Genomic DNA, 14,212 nt, shown 5'->3' on the forward strand with positions numbered 1-14,212 from the left:
GGCCCGACGGCCCGTCCGTACGAACCGAACCCGTACGAGCAGGCCGGCGGCGCGGCTCACTCCCGGTATTCGCTCAGCCCCGTGCCCGCCGCGTGCGCGCGCAGCTCCACCCGGCGGATCTTGCCGGAGATCGTCTTCGGCAGCTCGGCGAACTCCAGCACCCGCACCCGCTTGTACGGCGCCAACCGCGACCGCGCGTACTCCAGGATCGCCCGTGCGGTGTCCTCTCCCGGCTGCCAGCTCTCGGCCAGCACCACGTACGCCTTGGGCACCGCCAGCCGTACGGGGTCAGGGGATGGCACCACCGCGGCCTCCGCGACGGCCTCGTGCTCCAGGAGGACGCTCTCCAGCTCGAACGGGGAGATCTTGTAGTCGGACGCCTTGAAGACGTCGTCCGAGCGGCCGACGTAGGTGAGATAGCCGTCCGCGTCCCGCGCGCCGATGTCCCCCGTGCGGTAGTAGCCGCCGGCCATCGCCTCGGCCGTACGCCCCGGGTCACCCTCGTAGCCCCGTAGCAGGCCGATCGGGCGGCCGTCCGGGCCGGTGAGGTCCAGGCAGATCTCGCCCTCCTCGGCCGGCTCCCCGCTGATCGGGTCGAGCAGCACGACCGAGTATCCGGGGGTGGGGCGGCCCATGGAGCCGGGCTTGAGCGGCTGACCGGGCGGGTTGGCGACCTGCACGGCGGTCTCGGTCTGGCCGAAACCGTCCCGGATGGTCACGTCCCAGGCGCGCCGCACATGCTCGATGACCTCCGGGTTCAGCGGTTCCCCGGCAGCGACGACCTCGCGCGGCGCGCGTACGAGCCGGCTCAGGTCCGCCTGGATCAGCATCCGCCACACGGTGGGCGGGGCGCAGAAGCTGGTCACCCCGACCCGGTCCATCTCGGCCAGCAGTCGATCGGCGTCGAACCGGCCGTAGTTGTGCACGAAGATCGTCGCCTCGGCGTTCCACGGGGCGAAGAAGCTGGACCAGGCGTGCTTGGCCCAGCCCGGCGAGGAGATGTTCAGGTGGACGTCGCCGGGGCGCAGGCCGATCCAGTACATGGTGGCCAGATGTCCGGCCGGGTACGAGAGATGGGTGTGCTCCACCAGCTTGGGCTGCGCGGTGGTGCCCGAGGTGAAGTAGAGCAGCAGCGTGTCCTCGCCGCGGGTCGGCCCGTCGGGGGTGAACGCCGCGTCCGAGTCGTACGCCTCGGCGTAGGACAGCCAGCCGGCGGGCGCAGAGCCCACGGCGATCCGGGTGTAGTCCCCGGGCACCTCGTCGAACTTGCCGGCGTCCGCGTCCCGTACCAGCACGTGCCGGGCCCCGCCGCGTGCGATCCGGTCGGCCAGGTCGGCGGAGCCCAGCAGCGGCGTGGCGGGGATGACGACGGCCCGCAGCTTCATCGCGGCCAGCAGCGTCTCCCACAGCTCGGCCTGGTTGCCGAGCATCACCACGATACGGTCGCCCGCCCGCACCCCGGCCGTCTGCCGCAACCAGCCCGCGACCCGGTCCGAACGCTCCCGCATCCGCGCGAAGGAGATCCGGGTCTCGGCGCCGTCCTCCTCCACGATGTGCAGGGCCGTTCGCTCGTTGCCCTCGGCGATCTGGTCGAACCAGTCCAGCGCCCAGTTGAAGTACTCCGGTCGCGGCCAGGTGAAGGCGGCGCGGGCGGTGTCGTAGTCCTCCCGGTGTTCCAGCAGCGTGTCCCTGGCGGCGCGGAACTCCTCGTACGGGCTGAGCTGTGGCATTCGTACTCCCATGCCGGTGAAGGTGCGGACGTGCTGCTGACCTTCATCATGGTCACCCGACCGGACGGACGCCAGGCGTCACCGGCCCCGACTTCCCCGGCGCCCGTGTCGAGGCTGCGTCTCTTGCGACCCGCCCGACTCCGCGACGGCCCGGCCCGGCATGGCATGGCGTCGCGGTTGGTCAGCCCCCGACAGCCCGCTGTTCTCCGCCTCCGACCTGGTCCGCGGCACCTGGCCCTCGCGGTTCACCGAAACCAACGGGCATCCGTACGCCTACGTCATGAACAATTTCTGGTCTGTCCTCCGCGGAAGAGGGCCGACTCACGCTGCGGCTCGCGAATCTCCGCGCCGACGAGAACACGGTCACCCTCCGACCCCCGGACGGATACCATCCGTCAGCGTCCGGCACACCCCATCCTGACCCCGGGCCGGCTGTTCGGAGGTCCGTACCTCGGCGCGGACCGGAGTCACCCGCCCCACCGGTCCGACATGCGCGAGCGCGCCCCCGTTGGCCGGGTACGACGCCGGATGAGGCACCATCTATGGCGTGCGGGCGGGGGCAGAGGAGAACGAGTATCGGGGCGAGGTTCCCCCCGAGTTGCGTGCCGAGACCGACAGCGGGCCCTCGACGCGCCGGGACGACATGCCCGGGGGCGGGGACGCCGTAGCGCACGCCGAGGTACCCGGTGGCTGGGGTCCGGACGCCGGGTATCCGCCGCGCAGGCGTCGCAGCCGACTGCTGCTGGCCCTGGTGGTACTGCTTCTGCTGCCGGTGAGCGTGCCGCTGGGGTTCCGCCTCGCGGACGCGGACGGGCCGACTCCGGTGCCGCAGTTGCTGGCCTTCCTGCCCTGGTTCCTGGCGCCCGGCTGGTTGGCGCTCGCCCTGACGGTGTTGGGCCGACGCTGGCTCGCGGCGCTGTGGGCGGTGGTGGTGCTGGCCCTGACCGCCTGGTTCATCCAGCCGTACGGCGCCGACGCGCCACCACCCAGCGACGAGCCGGCCACCGCCCGGTTCCGGGTGCTGACCGCGAACCTGCAGTACGGCCAGGCCGTCGACCCGCTGCTCGAGGTGCTGCGCCGGGAGCGACCCCAGCTGGTCTCCGTACAGGAGTGCGACCAGCGGTGCGCGGACGAACTGCGGTCCCCCGAGATGCGGGAGGCGTATCCACACCGGGTGATCGTGGCGGGCAGCGCGGCGGAGGGCTCCGCCCTGCTGAGCACCTATCGGCTGCGGAGCACCCCGCCGGTCGAGGGGCTGCTCTCCATGCCCGGCGCGTACGCCGACATCGCCGGCACCCGGGTGCACGTACAGGTCGCCCACCCGATGCCGCCGACGCCCGGTGACCTGCCGACCTGGCGTGCGGAGCTGGCGAACCTGCGGACGTACGCGGCCGACCGTGCCGGCCAACCCACCCTGATCGCCGGTGACTTCAACGCCACCCAGGACCACGCGGCGTTCCGCGCCCTGCTGGACACCGGGCTGCGGGACGCCGCGCGGCTGCAGGGGCAGTCCCGCACGCCGACCTGGCCGACCGCCACGGCCCCGCCACTGGGCGCCCAGTTGGACCACGTGCTGCTGAGCGAGCGCTTCGAGGCGGTCGACGCGACCTTCGTCGACCTGGCGGACACCGACCACCGGGCGCTGCTGACGGACCTGAAGCTGTACTGACGGGCATCGTGCCGAGCGGACGGTCAGCCCGGGCCGGAGGGTCAGCCGGCGGCGGCACCGAACCACCTGGGCACCTGCTCGAGCAGCTCCCGCTGGTCGTCGCCGGCCCACACCACATGGCCGTCCGGCCGCAGCAGCACCGCGGGCACGTCCAGTTCCTCGCCGACGTCGCCGTCCTCGACCACATCGACGACATGGTCGATCCGGTCCGTCCAGCCGGTCACCGAGAGCCGTCCGGTCTGGTCGAGCAGCAGCCCCCGGCCGTCGTGCAGCAGCTCGTAGAGGCGGCCTCGTTTCAACCGGACGTCCCGCAGCCGCCGACCGAGCAGGGCGTGGCCAGCGCCGAAGTCGTAGCGGACCTCGACCCCGGTGATCATCCCGGTGACGTACCGGTTGACCTCCTCGAAGTCCAGCAGCCTCGAGAGCAGCCCGCGCAGCGCGGTCGCGCCCGGGTCGGAGCCCAACAGGGTCATCTGCGCGCGGGTGTTGTCCAGCACCTCCGCGGCCACCGGACGCCGCTCGACCTGGTAGCTGTCCAGCAGGCCCTCCGGGGCCCAGCCGTGCACGGCGGCGGCCAGCTTCCAGCCGAGGTTGAACGCGTCCTGCACCCCGAGGTTCATCCCCTGCCCGCCGGTCGGCGGGTGGACGTGCGCCGCGTCGCCGGCCAGCAGCACCCGACCGATCCGGTACCGCTCGGCGAGCCGCGTGGCGTCGCCGAACCGAGCGAGTCCGCACGGCGCGTGCACGCCGAAGTCGGTGCCGGCGAAGGCCCGCAGCCGCTCAGCGAACTCCTCGAGCGTCGGTGCGACGGTACGGTCCTCGGCCACCCCCTCGGCCGGCACGATCCAGCGGTACCGACCCTCCCCCAGGGGCATCGCGCCGAACACCGGTTGGGTCTCGCGGACCTCGGCGACAACGGCGGCGATGGTCGCCGGGTCCTCGGTCGCCGCCAGTTCTCCCAGCAGCGTCTCGACCGTGGCGGGTTCGCCGGGGAAGCCGACACCGAGCAGCCCGCGCACCGTACTACGCCCGCCGTCGCATCCGACCAGGTAGCTGGCACGCAGCCGGGGGCCTCCGCCACCAGCCGTGCCCTGTTCGGCGGAGCTGCCCACGCCCGCCACCTCGACACTCACCCCGGCCTCGTCCTGGCTCAGCCCGAGCACTTCGCAGCCGCGCCGGAACTCCACACCGAGCTCCAGAGCGCGCTCGCCCAGCAGCCGCTCGGTGGCCGGCTGCGGAGTGGCGAGGCCGTACGGGTGAGCCGTGTCCATGCCCACCGGCCACGGCTTGTGGACGCCACCGAAGTGGCCGCCGATCTGGAACCGCTCACTGACGGCGAGGAACCGCTCCAACAGACCGCGCTGGTCCATCAGCTCGACGCTCCGCACGTGCAGGCCCTGTCCGCGGGACTCCCCGGTCGGCACGGTCAGCCTCTCCAGCACGACCACGCGCAGGCCGTGCAGCCGCAACTCCGCGGCCAGCATCAGGCCGGTCGGTCCGGCACCGACCACGATGACGTCCGTCAACATCACTCTCCCCATCCCACGGCTGGTGTGCCACGGCCGCCATCACGGCTTGATCAAGCCGAACATGTCAGGGAAATCCCGGATTCCGGCTGGTTGTGGCGCTCGGACGGAGAGTGTGCGGCAGCACGGGGGTCTTGCCGCAAGGCCCCCGGTGCGCTATACGTTGAGCATGGCAAGGAGCGGCAAGCTCCTTGCCATTGCCGTGCGTTGCCCGCTTCGGGCGGAGGGCTCCGCCCGAAGCGAGGCGCGGGGGCGCTCCCCAGTGGGCGCGCCGGTCAGTCCGTCAACCCGTCACTCGTCCGGGCTCGGCGGCGTGTCCGGGACGGGCCGCACGAGCACCGGGTAGTCCGGCGCGCCGGCCGGCTGGGGACACTCCTTGACCCGGGCGGCGATCCGCGTCGCCCGTTCGATGTCCACGCACTCCAGCAGCCAGTAGCCGGCCAGCACCTCGTGGGACGTGCCGTAGGGAGTGTCGGAGAGTACGGGCCGCCCGTCGCGGCTTCCGACGACCTGGCGGGTCTGCGCGGGCTCGGCCAGGCCGTGCGCGTCGATCAGCTCGCCCGTCTCCGCCAGTTCGGTGTTGAGCGAACTCATGTGCTCGACCATGGCCCTGATGTCGTCCTTGGTCCAGCGAGCGCCGCTCACCGGCTCCCCACCGCCCATCGCCTCATAGTCGGACTGTCTGGACTGGATCATCAGCAGGTACTTCATCCGTGTGCTCCCTGTGCTCCTTGTGCGAGGCACCCGGAGTGGGCGCCGTTCACCAGAGACATCGGCAGCGTCCGGGCGATTCTCCACCGCCGGGGGGAAGAATTCTGAATATCCGCCGAGGGATTCCGGACGGCGATCGCGCGAGAACCCGTCGCCCGGCCAACTCCCTTGACCGCGAGGAAAATCGTGCGGGTACGGGGCCTCGTCCACACACCGCGGATCGCTGAACGAAATGGCCCATGCCCCCAGATCGACCTCCCGTGAGCACCCGTGGACTCGGGACAAGCGTGCGAAACACGCGCGCCGAAGAGCCTCGCGGACGGAACCGGTCAGCGCGTGGCTACGTCCTCCCGGAAGGGAGTGGTGAGCCTGCGAAGAATCGGGCAAAGGGCACAATATGCCGCTATTTGCCACCGCTTCCCACTGGACGCCCGCCTGGCATCCCGCCCATGTCCGCACTCGCCCGCCGCGCCGATCCGCACGGGAAGGCCCGTTCCGGCACATCCGGGACAACCGGCCGCAACGCGGGACAGCATCCGCGCAAACGGGCAGCAAGTAAGGAGAGGTGTCCTCACTTCGCAGACACCTACCTATTAGGGGCGTTAGTCCGAATTCGCACTTTTCGTGCACGTGCTGTGTCGGGAGTCACAGCAATGGCGCCGCCCGCCCCACGGGGAGCGGACAATCGCATCCCGCTGAATCCGTCAACTCCCGTGCGGCGCACCGATATTTGGCACCATTCCGAAGTACGCCGCTTCTTACGCACGGAAAGAGATCCACTGCGCTGCGTCGATTACGATCTCGCCGGCCTGGGCAGTACGAATCGTCTTCGAATCCCAGCAACTTGTCTGCGGCAATTCGCTGTGTTTTTGTGACCGGGCCTTCGCACCCCGACGAAGGCCCCAACGCCGGGACGCCGAATCCTGCCGCCCGGCAAGGGAATCGCAGCAACCGCTACGGCAGGAGCGGGGGAACCAGGTAAGCGCCGTGCCGCGAACCGCGGCCGGCTTGGGGTGAAGCCACGCCCACGCGCCACGGGCGCCACGGGAGTGGCCGGGCTGCTCCAGTCCGAATCCGACAGCTCACCTCGCAGGCGCAGGAGAGGAAACACCCATGTCTCGTGGCCGTCATCGCCGCAGCCGCTTGTCCCTTACCTCCCGTGCGTCCCGTATGTCGCTGGTCCTGATGGCCAGTAGCGCGGGTATCGCCGCACCGCTGTTCACCGCGGGCGCGGCGAACGCGACACCCGCCCCCGCGGCCCCCAACTCGCAGGTCCAACAGGCCAGCAGCGAGGGTTCGGAATCCGCGCAGGAGGAGAGCTACACCGTGGCCGCGGGCGACACCCTGCACACGATCGCCGAGGAGAACGGTGTCGACGGTGGCTGGTCCACGGTCTACGACGCCAACAAGGACGTCATCGGCGGCGACCCGAACCTGATCCTCCCGGGTCAGGAGCTGTCGCTCAGCGCCTCCGGCCAGCCCTCGGAGGACGACTCGCGCGCCGAGCAGTCCGCGTCCGGCGAGGAGCAGTCCGGCGACCAGCAGTACGCAGACAACCTGGACGGCTGGATCAACGAGGCCCTCGCCATCATGGAGGAAGAGGGCATTCCGGGCAGCTACGAGGGCATCGAGCGCAACATCATGCGCGAGTCCGGCGGCGACCCCAGCGCCATCAACAACACGGACATCAACGCCCAGAACGGCACGCCCTCCATCGGGCTGCTCCAGGTCATCAAGCCGACCTTCGACGCGTACCACGTCGAGGGCACGCCGAACGACCAGTACGACCCGGTGGCCAACATCGTCGCGGCCTGCAACTACGCCGCCGACCGGTACGGCTCGATCGACAACGTCGACAGCGCCTACTGAGCCTCGGAGTCCGGGCCAGGCCACGGCCGATGACGGCGGTGGCCGGTGCCGGCGGACACCGGCCACCGTTCCCATCGGCCCGCCCCACCCGCGTCAGACGCGGGTGGGGCGGGCCGATGCCGTACCTCCCGGCCTCGACGGCGACACCAAGCCGTCGGGCCGGCGCCGTACCGGCCGCGTGCCGCCGTACGGTTCCGCGCCGCCGGCCCGTACGGCCCACCCCGCTCGGTCGATCCAGCCCTACCCGACTGATTCGACCAGCCCGGTCAGCTCCTCGGGCAGCCGACCCGTGTGCACGACGCCCAGTCGCTGCGTCGCCCGGGTGAGGGCCACGTACAGGTCACTCGACGCGAGTTGCGCCGGCTCCGCCACGATCACCGTGTCGAACTCCAAGCCCTTCGCCTGCCGCGGATCGAGGAGCACCACCGTACGCGTCAGATCCGGGTTCGGACCGGTGGCCGCCTCCGGCAGGGCGGCCGACAGCGCGGCGTGGCAGCCGCCGGGCGCGATGACCGCGAGGCGTCCCTCCGCCGGCGTCTCCCCCGCCACCGCGGCCGCTACGGCCGGGGGCAACTGGTCGGTCCGTCGCGCCCAGGGGCGGTGCCCCGTGGAGCGGATGGAACGCGGCGGCTCGAAGGTGCCGTCCGCCGACCGGAGCACCCGCGCCGCTATGTCCATGACCTCGGTCGGCGTACGGTAGTTGACGTCCAGTCCGATGTGCTCCCAGCGGTCCCCGACGTACGGCGCGAGGATCGTCTCCCAGCTGCCGCAGCCCGCCGGTTCCGCGGTCTGGGCCGGGTCGCCCACCAGCGTCATCGACCGGGTCGGGCAACGGCGCATCAGGAGTCGCCAGCACATCGCCGACAGCTCCTGTGCCTCGTCCACGATGATGTGCCCGAACGCCCAGGTGCGGTCGGCCGCGGCACGCTCGGCGGCCGTGCGGTGGTCGGCCTCCTCGCTGCGGTCGGCCAGCCGTTCCGCGTCGATCAGGTCGTGTGCGGCCAGCACCTCGGACTCCTCGTCGTCGAGGTCCTCGTACTCCTGGGTGCGGGAGCCGTAGGAGAGTTCCAGGACGCCCTGGGCGTAGGCGATACGCTCCTGGCGCTCGGCCTCCGCCGCCGCGCGGGCCGCCGAGTCGTCCACGCCGAGCAGTTCGGCGGTCTCGTCGAGCAACGGCACGTCCGCCGCCGTCCAGCCCCCGCCCGTACGACGGATCGCCTCGGCGTGGGCCTCCGGGAGGTGGACGGGCTCGGCGAGGAAGTCGGCGAGCAACTGCTCCGGGGTGCGCCGCGGCCACAACTCCTCGATCGCCGCGTGGACTTCGGGGCTGCTCGCGATCCCCTTGCCGAGCTGGGCGATGTCGTCGGGACCGAGGAAGTTCGGGCCGCCGTAGGGGTCGGCGCCGAGTCGGTCCGCGAGTTGGGCGGTCAGCGCGTCGATGACTCGGAAGGCGAACGTCGGCCGGGCCAGGTTGTGCGGCGCCTCCGTCTCCCGGGCCCGCCGCCTGGCCTCGGCGGCGATCTCCACGTCCAATGACAGCTCACCGTCGTCGTGTTGGATCACGATCTCGGGATCCGGCAGGGTCTGCTGATCCCGTACGAACCGCGCCAGCGCCTCGGCCATCGCCGTGTCGCCCTTCACTCGGGCGGCCTCCGGACCGTCGACCTCGGTCACGGTGACCCCGGGGAAGAGTTCCCCGGGGGTGGCCATCAGGACGCCGGTCTCGCCCAGGGCGGGCAACACCTCGGCGATGTAGCCGAGGAAGCCCGGATTGGGTCCGACGATCAACACCGCACGCCGGGTGAGCTGTTCCCGATGGGCGTAGAGCAGGTACGCCGCCCGGTGCAGTGCCACGGCGGTCTTCCCGGTGCCGGGACCGCCCTCCACCACCAGCACCCCGCGGTGCGGGCTGCGAATGACCCGGTCCTGCTCGGCCTGGATGGTCCGCACGATGTCGCGCATCCGACCGGTCCGTGCCGCGCCCAGCGCCGCGAAGAGCACGGCGTCCGCGTCGGTGTCCTCGTGTCCGGTGCGCTCGACGTCCGCGAGGTCCAGGATCTCGTCGTGCAGCGCGGTGACCCGACTTCCCTGAGTGGTCAGGTGACGTCTGCGGCGCAGGCCCATCGGGGTGTATCCGGTGGCGAGGTAGAACGGGCGGGCGACCTCGGCCCGCCAGTCGACGACGAGTGGCGTGCGGTCCGCGTCATCCCGTCGCAGGCCGATCCGCCCGATGTGGTGATCACGGCCGTCCCGGAAGGCCAACCTTCCGAAGCAGAGCCCCCGCTCGCCGGCGTCGAAGGCCGTGAGCAGACCGGATTGCTCGGCCACCAGGACGTCCCGCTCCAGGCGTTGTTGGTACGTGGACCCCTCGCGGGCCAGGGCCTCGGACACCGCGGACTCGGCGCCACCGCGCAGCTCGGCGAGACGTTCGTGGAGCAGGTCCAGGAATTCCTGCTCGCTACGCAGTTCCTCGTTTGACAATTCGACTCCCACCCGGATATGATTCCTCATAGAGAAAGGATCACGTACTTCCAAATCTGACATGCGATCCTTCAATATACGTGGACAAAGCCCCGGCAGCCAAGCCGCCGGGGCTTTGTCGATTTCTCATATTCCCGGCGAGGTCCGCTCCACCGGCCGGCACCGCCTCCCCAAGGGGCGCACCGGAAAACTCAGGCGCAGTACGACCGCACATAGCCGCAGTAGCGGACTGTCGGCTCCCCACCGCGGATGCGCTTGGGCAGGGCCGCGTCCTGTCCTGACCTGAACGGCGACTCGACATGACCGGGTTTTCACCGAGCCAGAGTGCTTCTCCGCGCTTGCCTCCGAGCCCACATGGCCAGGTCAGCAGCATCGTACAACTCGACGGTGAGCAGGGGCGATAACCACGACGGGAACGGCGCCCGTCCACTGCTGTCGGGCTCCAAGGTGGTCTGACGATGGCGATTACCTCTACATCCGCGGCCGGCGCAGACGACGGCACCGTCTCGAACAAGCAAGTCGTTCTACGTGTTCCGTTGCCCGAGGACAGTCCAGCTGCGTGGAAGCTGGCCGAGAACACCCCCGACCTGGACTCCAACAGCCTCCATTACTACGCGCTGTGGTTCCTGGATTTCGCCGACGGTTCTCTGGTTGTAACCCTGAACGACGAACTCATCGGCTTTCTCACTGGCTACCGCCGCCCGGACGAGCCCGAGACCTACTTCGTCCGGCAAACCGCCGTCAACCCGCGGCGCGGAATCCCCTTCCTCAGGGAAAAACTCTTCCAGGCCGCGGCCGACCAGGAGGTGGCCAGGGGTGTCCGGTACGTTGAAACCACCGTCTGTGCCGAGAACAAGTCGATCATCATGATGCTGAAGCGGTTCGCCGATAAGCACTCTGCCTCCATCGAGACTCGTGTGCTGTTTCCCAGCGTCCTCTTCTCTGAGATTCACCACGATGAAGTCCTCTACCGTATTGGCCCGTTGACCACCGGTTGATCCCTTCCGCCGGCCCGGGACGAATCCGCGACCAGCAGTGTGTCGCTCTCTCAGGGAGCGAGATCCATCGGTAGCGAGGAATCGATGCCACAGATCTGTCCGGCTGATGTCGCAGCTCCTTGGGGCGTCCGCGGCGCCGGCCGCCGGTGTTCCGCGCCACACGCGCTCGTCGGAGGGGGCTCCCAGCACCATGACGGGCGGAGGAGACCGAAGGGCCCCTCTGGGCCATGCGAGTGGCGCGCGGGAGTGCGCGACCGTGGCGGCTGCCCCCGGAGTGATCCTCGGCGTGACGCTGGCGCACGCCGGGCGCGGCCGTCGCGCGAGCGCTGTGGTGACCTACGCCGCCGGGTCCAACCGCGCCGGCTCCCGGCCGTCCTCACCCATCGCGCCGTCCGCGCCGGCCGCGCTGCCCGCGCCGCCGTGACCGTCGTGGTGGATCGGCGTGTGCGCTCCGGTGAGCGGCACGCCCGTGCCACCCCGCCGGGTGGCGACGATCTCCGCCGCGATGGACAGCGCCGTCTCCTGGGGGGTACGCGCGCCCAGGTCCAGCCCTATCGGCGAGCGCAGCGCCGCCAGCTCCGCCTCCGTCAGCCCCTCCGCACGCAGCCGCTCCAGCCGGTCCAGGTGCGTACGCCGGGAACCCATCGCGCCGACGTAGGCCACCGGCATGCGCAAGGCCAACTCCAGCAATGGCACGTCGAACTTCGCGTCGTGCGTGAGTACGCAGACCACCGTGCGGGAATCCACCTCGGTGGCCGCCAGATACCGGTGCGGCCACTCCACCACCACCTCGTCCGCCTCGGGGAAACGCGCGGCCGTCGCGAAGACCGGCCGGGCGTCACACACCGTGACCCGGTATCCGAGGAAGGCGCCCGTACGCACCAGCGCCGCGGCGAAGTCGATCGCCCCGAAGACCAGCATCCGCGGCGCCGGCACCCGCGACTCGACCAGCAGCGTCACCGGCTGCCCGCAGCGGCTGCCGTCGGCGCCGATCTCCAGCGTGCCCGTGTGACCCGCGTCCAGCATCGCGCGCGCCTCGTCGAGCGCCGTACGGTCCAGCTCCGGTGGCCCGCCGAGTCCGCCGTCGTGGGAACCGTCGGCACGCACGAGCAGCAGCGACCGGCCCAGGAGTTCCGCGGGCCCGGCCACGGCGCGCACGACCGCCGTCGTCGCGCCGCTCACCGCGGCGTCAAGCGCTTCCGCCAGCAGGGCCCGCCAGGGGGCCCCGGCGGGCACCGGGGTGATCAGGACGTCGATGACGCCGCCGCAGGTGAGGCCGACGGCGAAGGCGTCCGCGTCGCTGTAGCCGAAGCGCTCCAGCACAGCCTGTCCGGTCTCGAGCGCGGACTGGCACAGCTCGTACACCGCGCCTTCCACACAGCCGCCGGACACGCTCCCGACGGCGGTGCCCGCCGCGTCCACCGCCAGTGCCGCGCCGGGCTGCCGGGGCGCGCTGCCGCTTACCGCGACCACCGTGGCGACGGCGAAGTCGCGGTCCTGCGCGCACCATCGGCCGAGTTCTTCGGCGATGTCCAGCATCGGGCTGCTCCTTACGGCCATGCCTTCGGTTGTCGGTCCGCCCTCGTCGGTCCGCGGGCGTCAGTCGGGCGTTCCGGCACGGGCGTCAGCCGTACGTCCGGGTACGGGCGCCCACGGCCGTACCCGGACGTACGAAACGTCCTGTCACCGTACTCCGAGCCAGCTCTCGATGGGCCCCAGCGCGAAGTAGACGAGGAACACGAAGCCCAACGTCCACATCAGCCAGCCCGGTTCCCGCCAGCGCCCCTGCACCGCCCTGATCAGCACGTGGGCGATGACCCCGGCGGCGATCCCCGCGGTGATGGAGTACGTGAACGGCATCAGCACGGTGGTCAGGAAGACCGGAACCGAGGTGCCCGGGTCGTCCCAGTCGATGTGCTTGGCGTTGCTCATCATCATGGCGCCGATGACCACCAGGGCCGCCGCGGCCACCTGGGTCGGGATCACCTGCGCCAGCGGCGTGAAGAACAGGCAGGCGGAGAAGCCCAGTCCGGTGATCACACTGGCGAAGCCGGTACGCGCGCCGTCGCCGACACCGGCCGTCGACTCGACGAACACGGTCTGTCCCGAGGCTCCGGCCAGGCCCCCGACGACACCGCCCGCACCGTCGATGGCCAGGGCCTTGCTGAGACCCGGCATCCGGCCGTCGGAACGCACCAGCCCGGCCTGCTGGCCGATGCCGATGATGGTGCCCATCGCGTCGAAGAAGCCCGCCAGGACGAGGGTGAAGACGATCACTGCCACCGTGACCCCGCCGACGTCCGCGATGCCGTCGAACGACACCTCGCCGAACAGCCCGAAGTCCGGGGTGCTGACCAGTGATCCGGTGACCTCGGGGGCGTTCCGGCCACCCCAGTCCTTCCGCGTCATGCCGGCGAACTGGTGCACCAGCGCGGCCAGTAGCGTGCCACTGACGATCCCGATCAGGATGGCGCCGGGCACCCGGCGTACCTGCAGCAGGAAGATCAGCAACACGGTGACGGAGAAGCAGAGCACCGGCCAGCCGGCCAGTTGGTCGCCGCTGCCCAGCTGGATCGGCTTCTCGCCGGCCACACCGCCCGGCCCGCCCATGCTGGTGACGAAGCCCGCCTGGACCAGGCCGATGAGGCAGACGAAGAGACCGATGCCCATGGTGATGGCGTGCTTCATCGAGAGCGGGATGGCGCTCATGATCATCTCGCGCAGCCCGGTGACCACCAGCAGGATGATCACCGCGCCGTAGATGACGCACATGGCCATCGCGTTGCCCCAGGTCATCTCCGGGGCTACCTGGAAGGCGACGACCGCGGAGACGCTGAGGCCGGCCGCGAGCGCGAGCGGCACGTTGCCCAGTACGCCCATCGTCAGGGTGGTGACCGCGGCGGCGAAGGCCGTGGCGGTGGTGAGCTCCCCGGGGTCGAGATGGGCTCCGGTGGCGTCCGGGACGGACAGGATCACCGGGTTGAGCAGGACGATGTAGCACATCGCCATGAAGGTGGTGACGCCGCCGCGTACCTCGCGGGCGAGCGTCGACCCGCGGTCGGAGATGTGGAAGTACCGGTCGAGCCAGGACCGTCCGGCGGGCGGGCGCGAGCCGCGGCCCGCGTCCTCGGACGTGGTCTCCGGCCCCACGTGTGAGTGGGTCATGCGTGCTTCTCCCAGGATGCGTTCACGGGTGCGCCCGGCGCGCGTGGGCGCACGGACGTGGGA

At 70.8% G+C, this 14,212-nt stretch carries 9 protein-coding genes and 1 riboswitch; of the genes, 3 read left to right on the forward strand and 6 right to left on the reverse strand.

Features of this window, described 5'->3' with window-relative positions; genetic code table 11:
* Positions 1 to 56 precede the first annotated feature (56 nt).
* Positions 57 to 1,730, reverse strand: coding sequence for an AMP-binding protein (locus AN216_RS08925; protein ID WP_070196051.1), 1,674 nt, complete (start codon positions 1,728 to 1,730; stop codon positions 57 to 59).
* Between the two features lie 547 nt (positions 1,731 to 2,277).
* Here AN216_RS08925 and AN216_RS08930 point away from each other — a divergent pair.
* Complete coding sequence (locus tag AN216_RS08930) at positions 2,278 to 3,399, forward strand: endonuclease/exonuclease/phosphatase family protein (RefSeq protein WP_244502373.1); 1,122 nt, start codon at positions 2,278 to 2,280, stop codon at positions 3,397 to 3,399.
* Positions 3,400 to 3,440: 41 nt separating this feature from the next.
* Here AN216_RS08930 and AN216_RS08935 read toward each other — a convergent pair whose 3' ends face one another.
* Both AN216_RS08935 and AN216_RS08940 read right to left on the reverse strand, forming a co-directional pair.
* Positions 3,441 to 4,925: an FAD-dependent monooxygenase gene (locus tag AN216_RS08935; protein WP_070196136.1), complete on the reverse strand. Its 1,485-nt coding sequence runs from the start codon at positions 4,923 to 4,925 to the stop codon at positions 3,441 to 3,443.
* Positions 4,926 to 5,216: 291 nt separating this feature from the next.
* Entirely contained in the window at positions 5,217 to 5,636 is a 420-nt protein-coding gene (locus tag AN216_RS08940) for a YciI family protein (RefSeq protein ID WP_070196052.1), read from the reverse strand.
* A gap of 933 nt (positions 5,637 to 6,569) precedes the next feature.
* A riboswitch (cyclic di-AMP (ydaO/yuaA leader) is annotated at positions 6,570 to 6,747 on the forward strand.
* Between the two features lie 2 nt (positions 6,748 to 6,749).
* Between AN216_RS08940 and AN216_RS08945 the strand changes: the two genes are divergently transcribed.
* Complete coding sequence (locus AN216_RS08945; RefSeq protein ID WP_070196053.1) at positions 6,750 to 7,505, forward strand: LysM peptidoglycan-binding domain-containing protein; 756 nt, start codon at positions 6,750 to 6,752, stop codon at positions 7,503 to 7,505.
* 240 nt (positions 7,506 to 7,745) lie between these two features.
* Here the strand turns inward: AN216_RS08945 and AN216_RS08950 are convergent, their stop codons facing one another.
* Positions 7,746 to 10,016, reverse strand: coding sequence for a HelD family protein (locus AN216_RS08950; protein ID WP_244502374.1), 2,271 nt, complete (start codon positions 10,014 to 10,016; stop codon positions 7,746 to 7,748).
* 428 nt (positions 10,017 to 10,444) lie between these two features.
* Between AN216_RS08950 and AN216_RS08955 the strand changes: the two genes are divergently transcribed.
* Positions 10,445 to 10,984 carry a GNAT family protein gene (locus AN216_RS08955; RefSeq protein WP_107401925.1) on the forward strand — a complete coding sequence of 180 codons (540 nt, stop codon included), beginning with the start codon at positions 10,445 to 10,447 and terminating at the stop codon, positions 10,982 to 10,984.
* 336 nt (positions 10,985 to 11,320) lie between these two features.
* Here AN216_RS08955 and AN216_RS08960 read toward each other — a convergent pair whose 3' ends face one another.
* Together AN216_RS08960 and AN216_RS08965 are read right to left on the reverse strand one after the other, a co-directional pair.
* A complete protein-coding gene (locus AN216_RS08960; RefSeq protein WP_070196055.1) occupies positions 11,321 to 12,523 on the reverse strand; it encodes an XdhC family protein in 1,203 nt (400 codons plus the stop codon).
* A 144-nt stretch (positions 12,524 to 12,667) separates the two neighbouring features.
* Entirely contained in the window at positions 12,668 to 14,149 is a 1,482-nt protein-coding gene (locus AN216_RS08965; RefSeq protein ID WP_070196056.1) for an NCS2 family permease, read from the reverse strand.
* Between the last annotated feature and the right edge of the window lie 63 nt (positions 14,150 to 14,212).

Origin of the sequence: Streptomyces oceani (assembly GCF_001751245.1) — a bacterium.
Lineage (GTDB): Bacteria > Actinomycetota > Actinomycetes > Streptomycetales > Streptomycetaceae > Streptomyces > Streptomyces oceani.

Bases quoted from the DNA above. Each gene is read 5' to 3' on its own strand.
- AN216_RS08925 (WP_070196051.1), bottom strand. From the start codon at position 1,730: ATGCCACAGCTCAGCCCGTACGAGGAGTTCCGCGCCGCCAGGGACACG.
- AN216_RS08940 (WP_070196052.1), bottom strand. From the start codon at position 5,636: ATGAAGTACCTGCTGATGATCCAGTCCAGACAGTCCGACTATGAGGCG.
- AN216_RS08945 (WP_070196053.1), top strand. From the start codon at position 6,750: ATGTCTCGTGGCCGTCATCGCCGCAGCCGCTTGTCCCTTACCTCCCGT.
- AN216_RS08950 (WP_244502374.1), bottom strand. From the start codon at position 10,016: ATGAGGAATCATATCCGGGTGGGAGTCGAATTGTCAAACGAGGAACTG.
- AN216_RS08955 (WP_107401925.1), top strand. From the start codon at position 10,445: ATGGCGATTACCTCTACATCCGCGGCCGGCGCAGACGACGGCACCGTC.
- AN216_RS08960 (WP_070196055.1), bottom strand. From the start codon at position 12,523: ATGCTGGACATCGCCGAAGAACTCGGCCGATGGTGCGCGCAGGACCGC.
- AN216_RS08965 (WP_070196056.1), bottom strand. From the start codon at position 14,149: ATGACCCACTCACACGTGGGGCCGGAGACCACGTCCGAGGACGCGGGC.